Here is an 18,754-nt window from a genome sequence, read left to right as displayed (position 1 = left end):
ATGGCGTAAGTTCATTTCGCTGATTCGTTGTCGGGCTTCGGCGCCTTTGCTGCGTGCCTCCGCTTCTTCGGCATCCAGCTGGAACTGTCCTGGGGCCGTATGCCAGACCATAGGCAAAAGCTGGGCCACCCCACCGGGATTCGTTGAATTCAAAGGGACTCCGGGAGGGCGGGCGCGCAGAGAGCGTGCCAGCCAGGGTCTGCGCCGGCATCGTCGTTGCTGCGTGGAAACGTGCGGCGCAGCAACGCACGCGTTACGGCGGCCTATGGATGAGGCGTGACGGATCCGCCTAGTCCTAAGTCGCTAGGAAGGAAGGATGACTTTCCGCAAAAGGGCATTGCAAAGGGCGTGCACAGCCTCTGCACGCGGACGCAAGGCCCGGCAGATCCGCCGAATGGTTGAGGTGATGGCGGCGAGGCTGGCGCCAAGTGGCATGTTTCTGGCGAGAAACGTCAAATGGCGGTCCGTCTTACGCAGGTCTGGCACGTCCTCGGCGCCAGGCCTGGCTCTGGGAGCTATTCGCTCGCGATTCAAGGCTGAAACGTTGGGCCTTTATTGCCCTGGAAAGCCGCAAAACGCAGTGTTTTCGGGCAAGGGGCGCGCTTGTTTAATCTTGGGATTCAGACAAGACTAAAACCACGGTAGCCGAAGAGAAACTGAGAGCGCGTGCCAGGGACCAGCTAAGGATGCTCGGCAAATAGCGCGTCGAAAGCCAGAGGCAAACCGGCATCGCGTAGCGCCTTTTCAACGCACGAGAAAAGCGCCATTGCGAGGACACGGACAGGAGCGAATCGTGAGGGCCAGAATGCGCGAAGGCAAGGAATCCCCGCAGTCGGGCGCGCTCGGCCTCGACCGGGTTCGTTTCTACAGCATTGTCGTGCTGGTGTTCTTCGGTCTATTTGTCGTCGCTTGGGGATGGGCCAGCAACGGCTTCATGAGCGGCCATGCGGCGCGTCCCGGGGTGGATTTTTCCGTATTCTGGAGCGCTTCCTATCTAGCGCTGCAAGGGGCTGCGCAGGATGCCTATGTGTTTAAGTTGCTGGCCCCGGTAATGGCGGCGTTCGGCTCGCAGGCCTCAGGCGGCGATTTCTTTATGCCCTGGCTCTATCCGCCGACATTCCTGCTGGCTGTGCTGCCATTGGCGCTGCTGCCGTTCCCGGTCAGCTATTTCCTCTTCTCAGCCGGCACGGCGTATCTCTATGTCACGTCCTTGCTAAGGTTGCTTGGTTCCGCAACGAGCTGGAGGTCTGGGAATTGGCTGCCGATCGTCGCGTTTCCTGGGGTGTTGCTGACCCTCTTGCTGGGGCAGAATTCCATGCTGACAGCCGGCTTAGCGGCACTCTCGATGCGCTGGCTGCAGCGGCGCCCGGTGCTCGCCGGCATTTGTATTGGCCTGCTCTGTATCAAGCCGCAGCTCGGCCTGTTGTTTCCCATTGCCTTGATCGCGGCAAAGGCATGGAGGGCCCTCGCCGCCGCGGCCCTGACCGCGCTCGCGTTGCTTGGCGCCAGCCTGGTGGCGTTTGGCTGGGAGACCATCCCGGCCTTCCTTGGCGCTGCCGAACTGGCGCGAGTGCAGCTGATTGAGCATAGCCCGCAGGGGTGGCTTATTTCGCCGACAGCGTTTGCGGCGGTGCGCCTGGCCGGCGGCAGCATCGCCCAGGCTTATCTGGCCCAGGGCCTGGTTGCCTTGTCTTCCATCTGTGGCCTGCTCTATGTCTGGTTGCGGCAGACTCCCACGGGGCTTCGCATCGCCATGCTCGCCACGGCCACCATGCTGACGACCCCATATCTTCATGGCTATGAGCTGACCTGGATGGGGCTTGCCATTGTCGGCATGGTGAGCGACTGCCTCAGGCGAGGATGGCTGCGCGGCGAGCGGCAATTGCTGGTAGTCGTGTGGCTTCTGCCCTTGTATGAACTTCTCAATCCCTTCATGACGCTCCCGCAGATCGGCCCCGTGATCCTGATCCTGGTGGCCGGCGCGATCCTGCGGCGGGCGGGCACCCAGGTGGCAGGGAGTGTGACATGCGCATGATGAGAACCGCTGCCGCTGCCGCTGCCGCTGCCGCAGTCGATGGCGACCAGGCGCCGGGCGAGCACTGGCTGAACCCCGAGCGGGTACGCCTGTACTCGGCCGTGGCGCTCGTCGCCTACGTTCTCTTCTTCTCGATCTGGATCTGGCGTGCCTATCTGTCGAGGCAAGCTGATGCGAGCCTGTTCGGTGGCGACTTTATCGCCTTCTGGAGCGCCGCCCAGCTTGCCCTGAGCGGCAACCCCATGGGTGCCTACGATGACGCCACCTTGCGGCTGGTCGAGATCGCCGCAATGCCGGCCCTTGCCTCCGCCGGGGGCACGCTTCCTTGGCTATACCCGCCTAGCTTCCTGCTGCTGGTCTGTCCGTTGGCGCTGCTTTCATTCGGCGCCGCGTACGGGGCTTTTATCGGGACGACCGGTGCACTCTACCTGTGGGCGGGGAGCCGCATTGTTACTTGGCGCGGCGCATGGCTGCCAGGCATGGCCTTCCCCGGTATCGCCGTGGTGTGTGCGACGGGCCAGAATGCCCTGCTCACCGCCGGTCTGGCCGCGCTCTCGCTGACGATGGTGCGGCGTCACCCGGTTGCTGCCGGGCTGGTGATGGGAATCCTGACCATCAAGCCGCACCTGGCGTTGCTGTTCCCGCTTGCACTGGTTTGTGCCCGGGCCTGGAAGGCGCTGGCAGCCATGGTGGCTTCTTCAGCCGCGCTGCTGGCTTTGAGCGCTTCGGTGTTCGGCACGCAGACCTTTTTCTCATTCCTCGCCAATGCGGACATGGCACGCCTCGCGGTGGAGGGTGGCGAAGCAAAGCTCGCCCGGATGCCGACCGTGTTTGCCTTGGTGAGATTGCTGGGCGGTAATCTCGCGCTCTCCTATGGCATTCATGCCATGGTGGCGGCCCTTGCCGCCGGCGTCGTGATCTATGCGTGGTGCAGGCCGGCCAGTTTCCCGCTGCGGGCGAGCGCTTTGATGGCGGCCACGCTGATGCTGAGTCCTTATCTCTACGACTACGACCTCGCATTTCTCGGTTTCGTGATTCTCTGGCTTGCCGGTTATGCCATTGAGCGCGGATGGGTGCGCTGGGAGAAGGAGTTGCTACTCGTCCTTTGGCTCACGCCACTGCTCGGGTTGCTTGTTGTCCAGGCGATCGGATTCCAGTTCATGCCGCTTGCGATCCTGGCAACGTTGTTTCACGTAGTCCGTCGAATCCGCACGGAGCGAGTTCAGAACCCGGAGCCGTGCCACAACAATGAAACGCGGGTGGAGGGGGTGGGTCATGATTGATCAATACGATAACAAGCAGATCTCTCTGGTGGTGCCATTTTTCAATGAGCGCGATGCTATTCCAGGGTTCTTCAAATCCGTTGTGCCAGTACTCGAATCGATCGAGGCGGCCACGTTCGAGATCGTCTGCGTCAATGATGGCAGCAACGATGGCACGCTGGAGAAGCTGCTGGAGATCTCGCGGCGGGACGCTCGCGTGCGGGTGATCGACCTGACGCGGAATTTTGGCAAGGAAGCCGCGCTTACCGCGGGGATCGATGAGGCGCTTGGCGATGCGGTCATCCCGATCGATGCCGACCTGCAGGATCCGCCAAGCCTGATTCCCGTCCTGGTTGCGCGCTGGCGGGAGGGGGCCGAGGTCGTCCTCGCACAACGCGCAAGCCGCTCGTGCGATTCGTTTCTCAAGCGCACGGCGGCGCTGGCCTACTACCGGGTGCATAACTATCTGTCGGAATTGAAGCTGCCGGAGAACGTCGGCGATTTCCGGTTGATGGACCGCGTGGTCGTCAATGCGCTCAAGCAGTTGCCGGAGCGCAGGAGATTCATGAAGGGCTTGTTCGCCTGGGTGGGCTATCGGACCGTGATCGTGCCCTACGAGCGTGAGGCGCGTAATGCCGGGCATTCCAAGTTCTCCGGCTGGCGTTTGTGGAATCTCGCCCTGGAGGGCATTACCAGCTTCAGCACGCTGCCGTTGCGCGTATGGACGTATCTGGGGTTCCTGATCGCCTCGATCGCCTTCTGGTACGGCATCTTCATTATTGCGCGCACGATTGTGCTTGGTGTGGAGGTGCCCGGCTATGCCTCCTTGCTTTCGGTGCTGTTGTTCTTTGGCGGGGTTCAGCTGATCGGCATCGGCGTGGTAGGGGAGTATGTCGGCCGCATCTACTACGAAGCCAAGGGACGGCCCATCTACCTGGTGCGCCGCCGCTATCAGGAACGGCGCCAGCCGGGGCAGCTTGCCGCCGGCAAGCGGGTGGTCAACCTGGCCAGCGTGCGGCGAGTATCCCAGGAGCGGTGATGCATGTTGCTGCGGGCAGCTTATCGGTAGGTCCAGATCTTATGCATCAGGAAGCTGAAAGGCGTCACCACCATGACGATCACCAGCAAGCCGATCCAGTAGCTGCCCCCCGTTGCCTGGACGGCCCAGGAGATGAGCACCGTGAGGACCAGCGCGAGCGCGGATACAACAAGAAAGCGCGCGAGGTTCTTGCGGTGCAGCCGGCTCGAGAAGCTCCACAGTGTATTGAGCAGGTAGGAGCAGCCCGTTGCCATGATGAAGGCAATACCGTTGGCCAGCATGGGTGACGCCGAGCCCCAGGCGATGAGTGTCGAGGCCGTTGTCACATGCAGCAGGGTCGCTGCGGCACCTGACAAGGCGAATCGTATAAGCCGGGTTGTACCGGCGCGATCGATCCGTGCGTTCACGGTAGCCGGGCAACAGCCAGCAGGGAGATGCCAAAGGGCAGAGGTGACATCGAGAGCCAGTGCCGTTCCGCGGAGAATATCCGGTGCAGCAGGGCATTGAGCGGCGCTGCGGGCACCGCGCTGCCGGTCGAGGCAGGGCTGCCGCTGAGCCGGTCCTTGAGCCGTGCGGCAATGGCAAACGGGCACAGCAGCGCGTTGAAGTGCGATATCCGCTCGAGCTCCAGGCCCGCTGCGCTGACGGTTGCGCGCAACGCCCGCTGGCTGTAGCGCCGCTGGTGGTGCAGGAATTCGTCGTGTTGGCTCCAGAGCCACTGATAAGCCGGCACGGTGATCAGCACCGCGCCGCCTGGTTTCAGAATGCGTCGTGCACTCACAAGCGAGGCCGTATCCTCGGCGATATGCTCAAGGCAATCCAGAAAGCAGATGAGGTCGAAGCCTGGCGCGGAAAATGGGATATCGTCGGGCCACCTGCCGCCGCGGATATCGAATTGGCCTGCCGTCTTCTGTTCGGCGATTTGCCGCGCGGTGGCATCCATTTCGACGGCGCTCACCTTGCCAAAGCGGGAAAGCATGGCGAGATTGCCGCCCGTGCCGGCCCCCACTTCGAGGATGGCCGCGTCGGCCGGCAAGCTCAGGCGCTTGATCATGGCTGCGACGATATCCCGGCGGCCGCGGAACCACCAGTGGGCGGCTTCGGTCTGTGCCATTTCAAGATAGGCATTGGGCGACATGGTTTTTCTCCTCTTCTAACGCGCTTTCCGGCGTCGGACTAGCCCTGCAGGCAAACCATGCCCAACCCGCCCTTTCTCACCTGAAGCCTGTGCTCGCGCATCATCCGGAACAGTGTGACTCGCGAGATCCCTAGCTCCGCGGCCACGTCGATAAGCCGCTCGTGGTGCCGCTGCAAGGCCTCCTTGACGGCATTCAGCTCCGCCGCCTCGCGCACTTCCGCCAGCGTCAGGGGGCGGGTCTCGGGAGGTGGTTGCAGGTCCAGGTCGCACGGTGTGATGACGCCGTTCTCGCACATGGCTGCCGCATGCCGGGTACGGTTGATCAGCTCGCGGACGTTTCCGGGCCAGTCATGCGCACTGAGGGCGCGCAGCGCTGCTGGCGAGAAGCCCTTGATATGATCCGGGGAATGCGAGCGGATATTGTTCAGGATATGCTCGGCCAGCAGCGTGATATCGCCTTCCCGTTCGCGCAACGGCGGCTGCTTGACGCGCAGCACGCACAGGCGGTGATAGAGGTCGCCGCGGAAGCGTTCTGCCGCAACTGCCGCGTCGAGATCGACGTGCGTGGCAGACACGATGCGCGCATCGACCGTGATCGACTCGGTGCTGCCCAGCCTTTCTATGCGGCCGGTTTCCAGAAAGCGCAGCAGGCTGGCCTGGCTTTCGAGCGGCATATCTCCGATCTCGTCGAGGAAGAGGGTGCCTCCGTGTGCCATCTCGATGCGCCCGGGCTTGCGCTTGAGGGCGCCAGTGAAGGCGCCGCGCTCGTAGCCGAACAGTTCCGACATGAGCAGGGTGGGGGGGATTGCCGCGCAGTTGACTGCCACGAAGGGCTGCCCGGCGCGCCGTGAGGCGCGGTGGATCGCCTGGGCGGCTAGCTCCTTGCCCGTGCCCGATTCGCCGGCGATGAGTACCGGCGTATCCCATCTGGAGACTTTCTCTATGCCGCGAAACAGGCTTTGCATGGCAGCGCAATTGCCGATCATGCCGTCGAGGCCACTCGCCTGGGGCGGTGGATGCGAGGCCTCCAGGCGCAGCTGCACCATGCCGACCGCGTGGCCCAGGGAATGGGCCAGCGCCGACATATCGCAAGGATCTCTGTAGTAGTCGACGAAGTGCAGCCCGAGCAAACGGCGCGCTGAATCCGAGAGCGCTTCCTTGCTCGTGACAGTGGCGACCCAGCTCATGTTCGGCTGAGCGAGCCAAGGCTCGAACGACTCGAGCTCGGCGTCACTGAATCCACTGTGTATATCGAGAAGCCCGCTGATGGGCTGCGTGTCCTGGGCGAGTGCGTCGAGCTCTCGCTGGCTTGATGCGAAGATCAGCTTCCAGCCTTGTTGCGCCAGGAACCTGCAACGCATGGCGTCGTGATGCTGCGACAGATACAGCAGCGGACGATTGACGTACGCGGTCATATAACCCTCCCCCGATCTCTTCTTCTTGTTGCGAGCTAGTGTCCGTTCCGGACTTGTTCTAGTTCGCGGTCTTCTTGAAGGGCGATGCCTGATCCAGAGCACCGCGGCTTCGGGAATGGAGGGTCTTCAGTTCGCCAGCTGCATGGCGCTCGGGGTCCGGGCCACATCGGGCTCGGCTCGATCACCGCACCTGGCTAAGCACGAATGCCAGCTTGTCACGAACGAGGGTGAAAATTGAACGTCGGCACAATGCCGACAAGCTCCCTGGACCCGACTCGCGTGGTGGACCTCCCGTCCCCACCTGACTTCAGGAACCCTGCCAACGGGCAAAGCCCGCCGGAGCACCCGCACCCGGCGCGTCACTGACTGTGTGTCGCGCCTTGCGCAGGTGCCGCGGGCCGATCCTGACCATTGACGGATCGACCCGCGCCTGAAGTGACTGCAACTGCCTATCATCGGGCAGGCACGTTTGTGCATGCCTGTCCTGCCTGGGCCGTGTAGTTATCTGGCGCGGCCCTGCGCCTGAGCCCCTCCCCTGGTCCCGCCTGGGCTTGCGGGTTCGTTATAACCTTGTCGTCGGACTTGGTGGTTGCAAGGCGGTGCCAGTTGTTGTGGTCTGGCTTGYGCCTTTAGTCCGATCAGATGTTCTGCGAAGCATAAATGCGACGAACGTGCCAGCGCTGCTAAGTCATTGATTTCACTAACAGGGACGGTGATGAGCTCGTCGCTTGCCAACGCAAGTGTGTAACAGAATGTTTCTTCCATGTTACTGCGCATCGTCCTGCGAATTTTGTGATTCAGTATGCCCTCGACCGGGAAATGCGAAGTTCTAGCATCTTGTGCTTCTTAAATGGAACGGCTGCTTCGCATTTCCAAGCCCGCGCTTCCGTCCCGGATGCGTGCTTTCCCTATGCCGGCATGTGGCCTGCGGTAGCGCTAGCCTGGCGCCAGCGGATCAAATGGTTGCATTTCTGAAAATGCGTATCTCCGGCGGTACTCGATGCGAGGGTTGGAAAGAACTAGCAGTGGCCCGTGCCGATGAGAACGAAAATACGAGAGATTCTTACTAACGGCAAAGGTCGTAGTCCTAAGGGCGGACGATATAGCGCGCGGCGTACTTTTCACAAGCCAGAACGCGGGCCGGACTCATCTGTATGGATGAGTTGCGCATGCCTTACATAGTTCGCTGGCATCGCGTGGATCGGTTGCATTTGTGAAAACGGGCCCAGAGCTGCGAAAGCAGGGCGCCTCGGCGGGTTGCCCCAGGCAACCGGCAGTCAGGGAGCGATGCTTGGGCGCCTAGTACTTTGGTAGTCCCACGTAGAGTCGATGCCGGACGCAGCCCGACTACGCTATCTTGCATCCAGTACCTCGCCGCAGACGAGCGAGCGGGGCGCGCAGCTGGATGAGTCCGGGGAGGGGCTGCAAAATGAAAATGGGCGACAGGGTCTTCACGCGCGGTGACGCGATCAGATGGATGTTCGTGCTCGGGTTTCTGGTTCTGGATTCGATCTGGCTCGCGGCAAGCGGGCGTTCCGTGGCCCATGCCAGCCTCGTCGCCATCTGCAGGGCCGTGGCGATGCTTGCCGCCATTGCCCTGATTCTCAGCTGGATCGCAGGCATGCCGCGCGTGACAGCAACATCGCGCGGACTGCACTATCGGCGGCTGGCGCTAGTGGCGCAATGTGGCGCGCTGCTGGTGGCCTTCACCAATGTCATGAGCGTGATGTCCTATTTGCTGATCACGCTGGCCCCGCCTCTGGTGGATGCCAGGCTGGCCGAGCTGGATAAGCTGTTGGGATTTGACTGGCCGCAGGTCTACAACTGGGTCAGGGCGCGGCCCGCGGTGACGCTTTTCCTGCAGTTGGCTTACGCCAGCGGCCTGGCTCAGCTGCTCCTGGTTCCCATGGTGACCGGTTTGGCGGGGCGGGCCGAACATTTGCGTGAGTTCATGTCCAACATGTTCCTCTCGTGCACGCTGCTGTTGCTGATTTCCGCCCCTTGGCCCGCCGCCGGGGCCTACGTCTCGTTCGGCGTAGCAAGCGCCGCCGAGATGGCCAGCGTTTCACACTTCAGCGAATTACGTGCCGGAGCGATGCAGGTATTCGATCTCGCGCACGTACAGGGGCTGGTGTCCATTCCGTCCTATCACACCGCCATGGCGCTGATCTTTGTGCAAACGATGCGCTGGACCCGCACCGGGTTCGTGGTCGCATGCCTGTTGAACCTGGCGATGATCCTGTCGACGCCGACGGAAGGGGGGCATTACCTGGTGGATGTCGTGGCTGGCGTGGGATTGTGGGCCCTGACGGCGGGCTTGCTGCGCGTATGCAGAGCGGCCGAACCACGAATGCTCGACCAACACGTCGCCCAGCCGCAGCCTCTCTGACCCTCCGACGCCGCGAGAGAGTGCGGCGGGCCGGTTCCGCCGTCCCTCCGGAACCGAGCCCGCGCCTGAAAGTACTGCAAAGCAGATAGAAATCGCCGCACCGGCAGCGTTGCTGCTGCCGTGTGCGGCGTGGGCCATGGATTCTGAAAACTGCGCTGGCCCGGCGCTTAACCTCCCCGCGAAGCAGGCCCTGTCACGGCCACTGCTCCACTCCCCGTTCAAGTCTGATTATCGTGATGCCGCGCCCGGTGGTTTTGTACCGCCTTGTCGCAGGCATCCCTGGCGTACCGTATTTGCTGACATCGACTATCTTCTCGGTCGCTCTGCTCTTTGTAACGAAGACAAGAGCGACGAACGTGCCATGGCTTATAAGTTGCTGATTTTGTTAGAAATGCATTTTGCGAACTTGTTACATTCTGAGTTTCTTGTAACAAAGTGTTTCCTTGCCGTTACTGCTTTCGGGGCTGTTGTGTGCGCCGCAACATGGCAGGCATGGCAAAAAGCGATGCTCTGTCTTCTCTTAGATCAACATATGTGGCGAATGGGAGGTGCGAGGTGTCCTTTGCTGCCTCGCCCGGGAGCCATCCAAAGGGTATTCGCGAGAACGTATTCGGGTGGTGGAGCAGTCGCCGCACGACCGTGCGAACGGTTGCAGCGGTGATACTTCATACGGCAAGCGGCTTGTGCGCCTTGATGCACATGGTCTTGGCGATGGGCGGTGCGGCAAGGTTACGCACGCGCCAAAAGCATGCGCCGGCGACAAAAGATGTAGCCGGATCGGTGGGTAAATGTTGGCTGACTCACATTGGCCCGGGCTATTCCTCGCCCTGTTGGATGAGTAGGGAACTTCCTGCCAAGGCGGGCGAATACGATCGACTTGGTTACATTCCTGATACATTGCTGGCCGCTATGCCGGGATAAGAGATATCGTCGCGCGGCGTGCGGGTACTGCGGTTAGCCGGCGTATCGCCAAATTGCACAATTCACGGGAGAAAGCAGAATGCAGCTAGATAACAACGCGTTCCAAGCGGCGGCATATGACCAGCCGGCCACCACTGTGCGTCCTCTGCGGTTCGAGTTCATTGGCTCGGGCTCTGAGTTTTTCCGCATCTGGATTGTCAATACCTTGCTGACCATCGTCACGCTGGGCATCTATTCGGCCTGGGCCAAGGTCCGCACGATGCAGTACTTCTATCGCAACACGCGTCTGGACGGCGCGAGCTTCGACTACCACGGCCGTGCCTCCGCCATCCTCAAGGGCCGCGCCATCGTGTTTGGCCTGGCGATGGTGTTTCAGCTTGCCAGCCATATTTCCCTGTTCCTGGCATTGGCGCTGGGCCTGGCTGTGGCGGTGGTGTTTCCGCTGCTGCTGGTACGGTCCCTGCGTTTTCGCATGGCGAACTCCAGCTACCGCGGCCTGCGCTTTGCCTTCACCGGGAGCGATGCCCAGGCTTACAAGGTGTTCCTGCTCTGGCCCGTGCTCACGGTGCTCAGCCTCTATGCGCTGGCGCCGCTGGCGCACCAGCGCTTCAAGCAATACCAGCATGACAACACCCGCTTTGGCACCGCGCCCTTCGGCATCAGCGCGAGCGCGGGCGGCTTCTATGGCGTCTACCTGCGCGCATTCGGCATGATGGTGGCGGTCGTGGTGGGGATGAGCGTGGTCGGCGGCATGCTGGGCAAAGGCATCGGCACCGGGATTGGCGCTGGCATGGGGGCGGGCATCGGCGCGCCGGTGGTGGCGGGGATCATGGCTGTCATCGGCTTTTTCGTGGCGATGATGGCGGTCGGCCCCTTCTTCATGGCGCGGCTGCAGAACCTGGTGTGGAATCACACCACGCTGGCGCCGCACGCGTTTCGCAGCGAGGTCAAGGCGGGCCGCCTGCTATTTATCTTCGCCACCAACATGATCGCCAATGCACTGACGCTGGGCCTGTTCCTGCCGTTCGCGCGCGTGCGTTCGATGCGCTACCGTATCGAGAGCATGACCATGCTCGCGGCGGGTCCGCTGGACGCCTTCGTGGCCGGCGAGACGCAGCAGGTTGGCGCGCTGGGCGATGCCGCGGTGGACTGGTACGACATCGACATTGCGCTGTGACTGCGCTGTGACCCACCCCATCGCCCAGCCAAGTTCGTTCACTTCGATGCCAAGGCCCTGATGCAGGATATCCCCGACGCCACGGCCACCGCCCCGGTAGCCGCCACTTACTTCGACGGCCGCTCGTCGCGTGCCCATCGGGTGATGCTGTCCATCGAAGGGCGCGATGCGGTGCTGCGCGAAGCCGATGGCACGGTGCTGCGCCGCGCGCCGCTGGCCGCGCTGCGCGTCTCCGAACGGGTCAAGCGCGCGCCGCGCCTGGTCACGTTTGCCGACGGCGCCTTCTGCGAGGTCACCGACCACGCCGGCTTTGCCGCATTGCTGGGCGCCAGCGGCCACCGCGAAGGCTGGGTGGTGCGTGCGCAGAACAGCTGGCGGCTGGCGCTGCTGTCCGTGCCGGGTCTGGCCGCGGCGCTGCTGCTGGGATATTTCTACGTACTGCCCTGGGGCGCCGGCATGGTGGCGCGCAGCGTGCCGCCGGCGCTGGAAGCCCGCCTCGGCGAGGCCACGCTCGCCAGCATCGATCATGGCTTGCTCATGCCATCGGCCCTGCCGCAGGCGCAGCAGCAGCGGATTCGCGCCGACTTCGCCGCGCTGGTGCGCCCGGCCGATCCGGGCCACGAGTACGAGATCCTGTTCCGCCACGGCGGCAGGCTCGGGCCCAACGCGCTGGCCCTGCCGGGCGGCACCATCGTGGTGACGGATGAACTCGTCAAGCTGACCGGCGTGGGCCCGGGCCTCATGGGCGTGCTTGCCCACGAGGCCGGGCACGTGGCCGAGCGCCATGGCCTGCAGCAGATCCTCCAGGCCTCGGCGGTGGGCGCGCTGGCGGCTTATTTCTTTGGTGACTATTCCACCGTGCTGGCAGGCGTGCCCGCCGCGATCCTGACCCTGCGCTACTCGCGCGACCATGAGCGCGCGGCGGATGCGTATGCGGTGGAGGTCATGCAGCGCAACCACTTGCCGGTGTCGGCGTTTGCCGACGTGTTGCAGGCGCTGGAGGACGCCCACGCCCGGCAGGCGGAAGTCCAGGCGGCCAAGGCCGACAGCGAGGGCGAGGCCAGCGCGCCAGCCGCCTCCGGCGAGCGCGAAACCAAGCGCGAGCGCCGCAGCCGGCGTGCCGCGGAGGATGGCGGCAACAACGGGGATGGCGACGATGGCGACAGTTTCTTCTCCACCCATCCGCTCACGCGAGAGCGCATCGAGGCGCTGCGGGCGGCCGGGCGCTAGGTCTCAGGCGCCCGGCTGCGGCGCACCCGGCCGAGGTGCATCAAGCGGCGCGCGCAGGGCGGCGCCCGCCACCTGGCTTTGCAGCCAGCTATGGAACCGCAGGATGGCCTTCTCGCGCGGGTTGCCTTCGCGCCAGGTCACCCAGTAATGCAGGCTGGACGGGATGCGGGTGGTACCGATCTGCACCAGTTCGCCGCTGGCAAGGTAGTCGCTGGCGAGTTGCAGGCGCGCGGTGGCCACGCCAAGTCCTGCCACTGCCGATTGCAGCATCATGCCGGCGTCCTGGAAGATCGGCCCGCGCTCGGGCTCCGTGCCAGGCAGGCCCGCGCTTTCCAGCCAGTCGCGCCACGGCCGCAGGGCGAAGCGCAGCATTGGCAGGCGCGGCAGGTCGGCCAGCGTGAAGCCGGGGTAGCGCGCGAGCAGTGCCGGGCTGGCTACCGCGATGACATGGTCTTCGATCAGGTTGTGGCAGGCAAAGCCGGGCAGGTCCACGCGCTGGTGCCAGATCCCCACGTCCACCGAGTATGGATCGGGCGGCGTGATCTCGGCGTGCAGCCGCAGGTGCAAGTCCAGCCCCGGCAGGGCCGCGTGCAGGCTCGGCAAGCGGCGGATCAGCCACGCGTTGGCCAGGTCGGCCATGACGCTGACTTCCAGCCGCACCACCTGCGGGGCGCCACCGTTGCTGGCCTCGCGCAGGCCGTCTTCCAGTTCCGCCAGCCCGTCGCGAATCCGCTCGGCCAGCCGCGCGCCCACATTGGTGGGGATCATCAGGTGGCCGGTGCGCTGGAACAGCTTGGTGCCCAGCTTGTCCTCCAGCGCGCGCAGATGGTGGCTGATGGCGCTGTGGGTTAGCGCCAGCTCCTCCGCTGCGCGCGAGAAGCTGCGGTGGCGGGCAGCGGCCTCGAGCGCCCGCAGTGCCTGCAGCGCGGGCAGGTGAGGCGCGCGCTGCGTGCGCAGCGGCTCGGGTGGCGGGGCGGGTTCAGCCGGGCGGGCGGGCAAGCCGGGCTGGCCGGACAGGCCAGGCTTGATGGGTTTCGGGTGTCGGGAGGTCATTGCCGTCAAATTCTACTCACAATTGCGGCGGGTATCTTTCGTTGGTGTTGCGCGCGGCGACTGACGACAATGCAGACATGAATTCTGCCAATGTATCCACCCCCGCCGCTGCGGCGCCGTCTCCTGCTTCCCGGGCTGGCGATCCTGCGCTGGCCGCCGCGCGCTGGCGCGTGCTTTGCATTTTTTCGCTGGGTTTCCTGGTTTCCTATATCTTCCGGGGCGTCAACCTCGGCTTCGCGCCGCATTTGATCCGCGAAATGGGGCTGGGCGCCGCCGACCTGGGGTTGCTGACCAGCTTTTACTTCCTGGGGTTTGCCTGCGCCCAGTTGCCGGCCGGGCTGATGCTCGACCGCTTTGGCCCGCGCCGCACCGAGGCGGCATTGCTGCTGGTGGCGGTGGCTGGCGCGCTGGTGTTCGCCTCGGCGACCAGCATGGCCGCGCTGGCGGCAGGGCGCCTGATGATCGGCGTGGGCGTGTCGGTTTGCCTGGGGGCTGCCATCCAGGCCCTGTCGATCTGGTTCCCCCTGTCGCGCATGCCCTTGCTCAATGGGGTGGTGATGGCGATCGGCGGGCTGGGCGCCGTCGTGGTGGGCGCGCCGCTGGGCTGGCTGCTGTCATGGACCGACTGGCGCACCGTCAGCTACGGGCTGGCCGGGTTGACGCTGGCCATGGCGGCGCTGCTGTGGCTCGGCGCCCCCGAGACCAGCCGCGCTGGCAAGCAGCGCCTTGCCGAGCAGCTGCGCGGCACCTGGCAAGTCTTTCGCAATGCGCGCTTTTTGCGCGTGGTGCCGCTGGCCCTGCTGAATCAAGGTGTGTTCCTGGCGGTGCAGACGCTGTGGGTCGGTGCCTTCCTGCGGGATGTGGCCGGCTATTCGCCGGAGCAGGGCGCTCGCCTGGTGTCGGTGATCGGCTTTGCCATGATGGGCGGCTGCGTGTGCGCGGGCTGGGCCGCGCGCCATCTCGAGCGTGCCGGCGTGAGCCTTTACACCTTCGCCGGCGTTGGCATGAGCGGGTTCATCGTGATCCAGTGCCTGATCATGGCGGGTGTGCCCCTGCCGCCGGTGCTGCTGTGGGCGGCCTATGGCGTGTTCGGCTCCAGCGGCATCCTGGCCTATGCCGTGCTGGCGCGCAGCTTCCCCGACGCGCTGATCGGGCGCGCCACCACGGCGCTGACCTTGACGGTGTTCCTCTCCACCTTTGCCTGCCAGGTCGGCATCGGGCTGGTGCTGGACCTCTGGCCCGCCGATGCGGGTCGCTACCCGAAGGCGGCGCACCTGACCGTGTGGGGCGGGCTGGTGGCGCTGCAGGTACTGGCCGCGCTGTGGTACATGCTGGGGGCGCGTCACGCAAGCAGCGCTACAGCATGACCGGGCGGTCGTCGAGCTCGTTCGGATTGGGCCGGTCGCCAGAAGGGAAATGCTGCGCCAGCTGATCGTGGATCTTTTCCACTGCCGCCAGCACGGGCCTGACCGATAGCTCCCGGGCCAGCCCGTTAGCGAGTTCGTCACAGATGGCGCGCCAGGTTTCCGGGGCCACGCGGGCATCGATGCCACGGTCGGCCAGCAGCTCCACCGCGTGATCCGCCAGGTTGATATAGAGCAGCACCCCGGTGTGGCCTTCGGTGTTCCATACCTCCAGCGCGCCGAACAGGGCGCGGGCACGGGCGCGCGGGCTGGTGCCGGAAAAGGCCAGCGCCAAGGGCAGGCTGGATTCGATCACGACCCGGACTTCGCCGTGATGCCGCTGCTCGCCGGCGCGCACCGCCTGCTGCAGTTGCTGCTGGGCGTCGGCGGGGAAGAGTTTGCTGGCGGCGCCGGGGCGCGTGCCGAGATGGCGCAGGGCGCGTTTGAAGTGTGGCATGTGTCGTTACCAGTTGCCGGAGGCGCCGCCTCCGTCGAAGCCGCCGCCGCCTCCACCACCAAAGCCGCCGCCGCCACCGCCGCCTCCTCCGAAGCCACCGCCGCCGCCACGTCCCCAGCCGCCGCCCCCGAGACCGCCAAGGGTGCCGCCCAGTCCGCCCGCAGCCGCGTCCCAGCCGCGCCCGCGCGTCACGATCCGCGAGCCACCCGAGCGGCGGGCTGCGGAGATGAAGAAGAACAGGATGATGGCGAGCGGGAACAGCACCGGCAGCCAGTCGGTCCACGAGCCGCTCTGGGCGGCCTTGGCGCCTGCCTGCGGGCCGGGCAGGGCTTCCTTGTCGATGGTGGCCTGGATCGCCGAGACGCCGGCCGCAATGCCGCCATAGAAATCATTCTGCCGGAAGTGCGGCGCCATCACGTCTTGCAGGATGCGCTTGGACATGGCGTCGGTCAGCGAGCCTTGCACGCCGCGCCCCACTTCCAGGCGCATCTTGCGCAGGCCGGGCGGGTTGTCCTTGGCGATCAGCAGGATCACGCCGTCGTCGATGCCCTTGCGCCCGGCGCGCCAGGCGTCGGCCACGCGGATGCTGTAGGCGTCGATGGGCTCGGGATCGGTGGTGGGCACCATCAGCACGAAGATCTGGCTGCCGCGCTGCTGCTCGTACTCTGCGAGCACGTTTTCCAGCGCGCTGCGCTGGCTGGCGCTGAGCGTGCCGGTGAGGTCGGTGACCCGCTGCGTGAGCGGCGGCACCGCGACAAAGCCGTCGCCGGCGGCCATGGCCGGGGACGCCAGCAGCGCGCCCAGCCACAGCAGCAGCGCCAGCATGGCGGCTGTCCAGCCACTGCGCTCAGAGGGATTGCGCATAGGTATGGTCCGGGATCAGAACTTCACCGTGGGCGGTGCCGAGATGGCCTTCTCGTTCTCCACCGTGAAAGACGGCTTGACCGGGTACTTGAAGATCATGGCGGTCAGGTTGGTGGGGAAGCTGCGCGCCAGGATGTTGTAGTCGCGCACCGCGGTGATATAGCGCTGGCGTGCCACCGTGATGCGGTTCTCGGTGCCCTCGAGCTGCGATTGCAGGTCGCGGAACGACGCATCGGCCTTGAGTTGCGGATAGTTCTCCGACACCGCCAGCAGGCGCGACAGCGCGCCGCTCAGCTCGCCCTGGGCTTGCTGGAAGCGCTTGAAGGCTTCGGGGTCGTTAAGGGTCTCGGGCGAGACCTGGATGCTGGTGGCCGCGGCGCGCGCCTTGGTCACGGCTTCCAGTGTCTCGCGCTCATGCGTGGCATAGCCCTTGACGGTATTGACCAGGTTGGGGATCAGGTCGGCGCGGCGCTGGTACTGGTTGATCACCTCGCCCCAGGCCGCCTTGACGGCCTCGTCCTTGGACTGGAAGTCGTTGTACCCGCAGGCGGACAGCAGGCTTGCACACAAGGCCAGCATGAGCCAGCGCAGCACAGAGCGCCCGGAGGACAGTGACAGGGAAGGGGATGCGCGCATCGAAGACTCCGGAATTCGTGGAGTCCCCAGTGTAGCGCAGGGACCGGCCGGCGCAAGCGGATCGGCCCGGGTGCAGTTGACGGCAGGCCGGCCGTCCCGGTAGATTGTCGTTTCTGCCGTGGTCGCCACGGCGTGCTCCCATTCAGCCCCAACCTGCCATGCGCGCTGTTCCGTCGATTTCCGCACTTGTTTGCCCTGCCTCGCAGCGGCAGGTGCCGGCGCGCGCCAAAGCCAAAAAACAGCCGCTCATCTGACCGGGGCGCTGCTTCCGTCAGATGAGCGACGGAGCGGCACCTGCGTACCAGCGTACAGGGGCGAGGCCAGGTTTCAAGGTTCAGGCTTTCCCACTGCCCCACGCGGGCTCATCTGCCACCCGGCGCGCTTCTGCACGGTTTTTATTGACCGGTCGTACAGGAGTGATTCGATGCAAGCAGCAGATCAAGCTCAAGCCCAGCAAGCCCAGCAAGCCCAACAAGCCCAACAAGCCCAACAAGCCCAACAAGCCCAGCAGGATTCGCAGGCACCACAAGTTTTTTCAGGAATCTGGCTGCCATTGGTGACGCCATTTGCCGACGGCTCGGTCGATTTTCCCGAGCTGGCCCGCCTGGTGTTGCACTACGCCGGCAGCGGCATCGCCGGGATCGTGGTGTGCGGCAGCACCGGTGAGGCGGCCGCGCTCGATGAGGCCGAGCAATTGGCCGTGCTGGATACCGTGCTGGCCAGTGCCGGCAGCTTGCCGGTGATGATGGGCGTGGCGGGCAGCCAGGTGAAGCAGGTGCAGGCGCGCGTGCGCCGGCTGGCCGAGCGGCCGCTGGCCGGGCTGCTGGCGCCTGCGCCCCATTACGTCCGTCCGTCGCAGGCCGGCCTGCTGGATTATTTCCGCGCGCTGGCCGACAGCGCTCCCGCGCCGCTGGTGCTGTACGACATTCCCTACCGGACCGGCGTGAAGCTGGAGACGGAAACCATCCTGGCGCTGGCCGCTCATCCGAATATCCGCGCCATCAAGGATTGCGGCGGCGATTACCTCGGCACGCAGGCCGTCATTGCCGACGCTCGCTTGAGCGTGCTGGCGGGGGAGGATCACCAGTTGCTGGGCACGCTGTGCCTGGGCGGCACGGGCGCGATCATCGCTTCGGCTCATTTGTATCCGGCGCTGTTCGTGGCGCTCGCGCAGGCGGTGGCGGGGCAGCGGCTCGAGCATGCGCGCCGGCTTTTCCATGCCTTGATGCCGATGATCAAGCTGCTGTTCGCCGAGCCCAATCCGGGCCCGCTCAAGGCCATGCTGGCGCGCGAAGGATGGCTGCGCAATGAGTTGCGTGCGCCGATGACGCTTGCCAGCGGGGCCCTGGAGGCGGCTCTGGCACGGGCCTGCGAGCAGCTTGGGGTGGTGGCTCCCGAATTGCTCGGCTGACCTGGCGGGCTTTCGAGCGTTCGAGCCTTCAGGCCTTCAGCGTTAAGGGGGACTGCTTAACGTCAACTGCAGTCAACTGCCACTGCAACTGCCACTGCAACTGCAACTGCAACTGCAACTGCAACTGCAACTGCAACTGCAACTGCAACTGCAACTGCAACTGCAACTTCAACTTCAACTGCAGTTTCACCACCCCTGCGGGGCGGCGACCTACTTTTTTGTCTTGCCAAAAAAGTAGGCAAAAAAGGCGCGCCGGATGGGGCGACACCCCCTCGGGATTTCACGAAAAGAGCGGCCGGGACCCAAACTCGCATCGCCTTAAAA

At 64.7% G+C, this 18,754-nt stretch carries 16 protein-coding genes; 8 read left to right on the top strand and 8 right to left on the bottom strand.

Annotated elements, in window-relative coordinates:
* The first annotated feature begins 805 nt into the window (after positions 1-805).
* The 3 genes from AB4061_RS34055 to AB4061_RS34045 are packed head-to-tail and all read left to right on the top strand — an operon-like array spanning position 806 to position 4,336.
* Entirely contained in the window at positions 806-2,035 is a 1,230-nt protein-coding gene (locus AB4061_RS34055) for a glycosyltransferase family 87 protein (protein WP_441640576.1), read from the top strand.
* Positions 2,026-3,318 (top strand): glycosyltransferase family 87 protein, encoded by a 1,293-nt coding sequence (locus tag AB4061_RS34050; protein WP_441640575.1) that lies wholly within the window; start codon positions 2,026-2,028, stop codon positions 3,316-3,318. Before AB4061_RS34055 ends, AB4061_RS34050 begins: the two co-directional genes overlap by 10 nt.
* Positions 3,311-4,336, top strand: a complete 1,026-nt coding sequence (locus AB4061_RS34045; RefSeq protein ID WP_441640574.1) for a glycosyltransferase family 2 protein — start codon at positions 3,311-3,313, stop codon at positions 4,334-4,336. The genes AB4061_RS34050 and AB4061_RS34045 overlap by 8 nt, the downstream gene beginning before the upstream one ends.
* Positions 4,337-4,356: 20 nt before the next feature.
* Here the strand turns inward: AB4061_RS34045 and AB4061_RS34040 are convergent, their stop codons facing one another.
* Genes AB4061_RS34040 through AB4061_RS34030 form a run of 3 tightly spaced genes read right to left on the bottom strand, consistent with a single transcriptional unit; the run spans position 4,357 to position 6,889 of the window.
* A complete protein-coding gene (locus AB4061_RS34040) occupies positions 4,357-4,692 on the bottom strand; it encodes a GtrA family protein (protein ID WP_441640573.1) in 336 nt (111 codons plus the stop codon).
* A 47-nt stretch (positions 4,693-4,739) separates the two neighbouring features.
* Positions 4,740-5,474 (bottom strand): class I SAM-dependent methyltransferase, encoded by a 735-nt coding sequence (locus tag AB4061_RS34035; protein WP_441640572.1) that lies wholly within the window; start codon positions 5,472-5,474, stop codon positions 4,740-4,742.
* 38 nt (positions 5,475-5,512) lie between these two features.
* Complete coding sequence (locus AB4061_RS34030) at positions 5,513-6,889, bottom strand: sigma 54-interacting transcriptional regulator (RefSeq protein ID WP_441640571.1); 1,377 nt, start codon at positions 6,887-6,889, stop codon at positions 5,513-5,515.
* 1,429 nt (positions 6,890-8,318) lie between these two features.
* On the opposite strand from AB4061_RS34030, the gene AB4061_RS34025 reads away from it, so the two are divergent.
* The 3 genes from AB4061_RS34025 (at position 8,319) to AB4061_RS34015 (ending at position 12,606) form a co-directional block, all read left to right on the top strand.
* The gene (locus AB4061_RS34025) at positions 8,319-9,278 is read left to right on the top strand and encodes a phosphatase PAP2 family protein (RefSeq protein WP_441640570.1); all 960 of its coding nucleotides are present in this window, start codon (positions 8,319-8,321) and stop codon (positions 9,276-9,278) included.
* A gap of 1,000 nt (positions 9,279-10,278) precedes the next feature.
* Positions 10,279-11,376, top strand: a complete 1,098-nt coding sequence (locus tag AB4061_RS34020) for a YjgN family protein (RefSeq protein WP_441640569.1) — start codon at positions 10,279-10,281, stop codon at positions 11,374-11,376.
* Between the two features lie 60 nt (positions 11,377-11,436).
* Positions 11,437-12,606 carry a M48 family metallopeptidase gene (locus AB4061_RS34015; protein ID WP_441640568.1) on the top strand — a complete coding sequence of 390 codons (1,170 nt, stop codon included), beginning with the start codon at positions 11,437-11,439 and terminating at the stop codon, positions 12,604-12,606.
* A gap of 3 nt (positions 12,607-12,609) precedes the next feature.
* Here the strand turns inward: AB4061_RS34015 and AB4061_RS34010 are convergent, their stop codons facing one another.
* Positions 12,610-13,659: a LysR substrate-binding domain-containing protein gene (locus AB4061_RS34010; RefSeq protein WP_441640567.1), complete on the bottom strand. Its 1,050-nt coding sequence runs from the start codon at positions 13,657-13,659 to the stop codon at positions 12,610-12,612.
* A 77-nt stretch (positions 13,660-13,736) separates the two neighbouring features.
* On the opposite strand from AB4061_RS34010, the gene AB4061_RS34005 reads away from it, so the two are divergent.
* The gene (locus tag AB4061_RS34005; protein WP_441640566.1) at positions 13,737-15,026 is read left to right on the top strand and encodes an MFS transporter; all 1,290 of its coding nucleotides are present in this window, start codon (positions 13,737-13,739) and stop codon (positions 15,024-15,026) included.
* Here AB4061_RS34005 and AB4061_RS34000 read toward each other — a convergent pair.
* From AB4061_RS34000 to AB4061_RS33990, 3 genes are read right to left on the bottom strand one after another with little or no spacing between them, the layout of a single operon-like run.
* Positions 15,016-15,519: a TPM domain-containing protein gene (locus tag AB4061_RS34000; RefSeq protein WP_441640565.1), complete on the bottom strand. Its 504-nt coding sequence runs from the start codon at positions 15,517-15,519 to the stop codon at positions 15,016-15,018. The genes AB4061_RS34005 and AB4061_RS34000 overlap by 11 nt on opposite strands.
* Before the next feature lie 6 nt (positions 15,520-15,525).
* On the bottom strand, positions 15,526-16,383 hold the full coding sequence (locus AB4061_RS33995) for a TPM domain-containing protein (RefSeq protein ID WP_441640564.1): 858 nt from the start codon (positions 16,381-16,383) through the stop codon (positions 15,526-15,528).
* Between the two features lie 15 nt (positions 16,384-16,398).
* Positions 16,399-17,019, bottom strand: a complete 621-nt coding sequence (locus AB4061_RS33990; RefSeq protein ID WP_174426188.1) for a LemA family protein — start codon at positions 17,017-17,019, stop codon at positions 16,399-16,401.
* Positions 17,020-17,443: 424 nt separating this feature from the next.
* Here AB4061_RS33990 and dapA point away from each other — a divergent pair, with 424 nt between their 5' ends.
* Positions 17,444-18,430 (top strand): 4-hydroxy-tetrahydrodipicolinate synthase, encoded by a 987-nt coding sequence (gene dapA, locus AB4061_RS33985; RefSeq protein ID WP_441640563.1) that lies wholly within the window; start codon positions 17,444-17,446, stop codon positions 18,428-18,430.
* A 28-nt stretch (positions 18,431-18,458) separates the two neighbouring features.
* On the opposite strand, the gene AB4061_RS33980 is transcribed toward dapA, so the two are convergent.
* Positions 18,459-18,620: a hypothetical protein gene (locus AB4061_RS33980; protein WP_441640562.1), complete on the bottom strand. Its 162-nt coding sequence runs from the start codon at positions 18,618-18,620 to the stop codon at positions 18,459-18,461.
* Positions 18,621-18,754: the final 134 nt, after the last annotated feature.

This window comes from Cupriavidus sp. YAF13 (assembly GCF_052113425.1).
Classification (GTDB): Bacteria; Pseudomonadota; Gammaproteobacteria; order Burkholderiales; family Burkholderiaceae; genus Cupriavidus.
The sequence above is the reverse complement of the archived record's forward strand: the minus strand, read 5'-3'. Positions and strand labels throughout refer to the sequence as shown.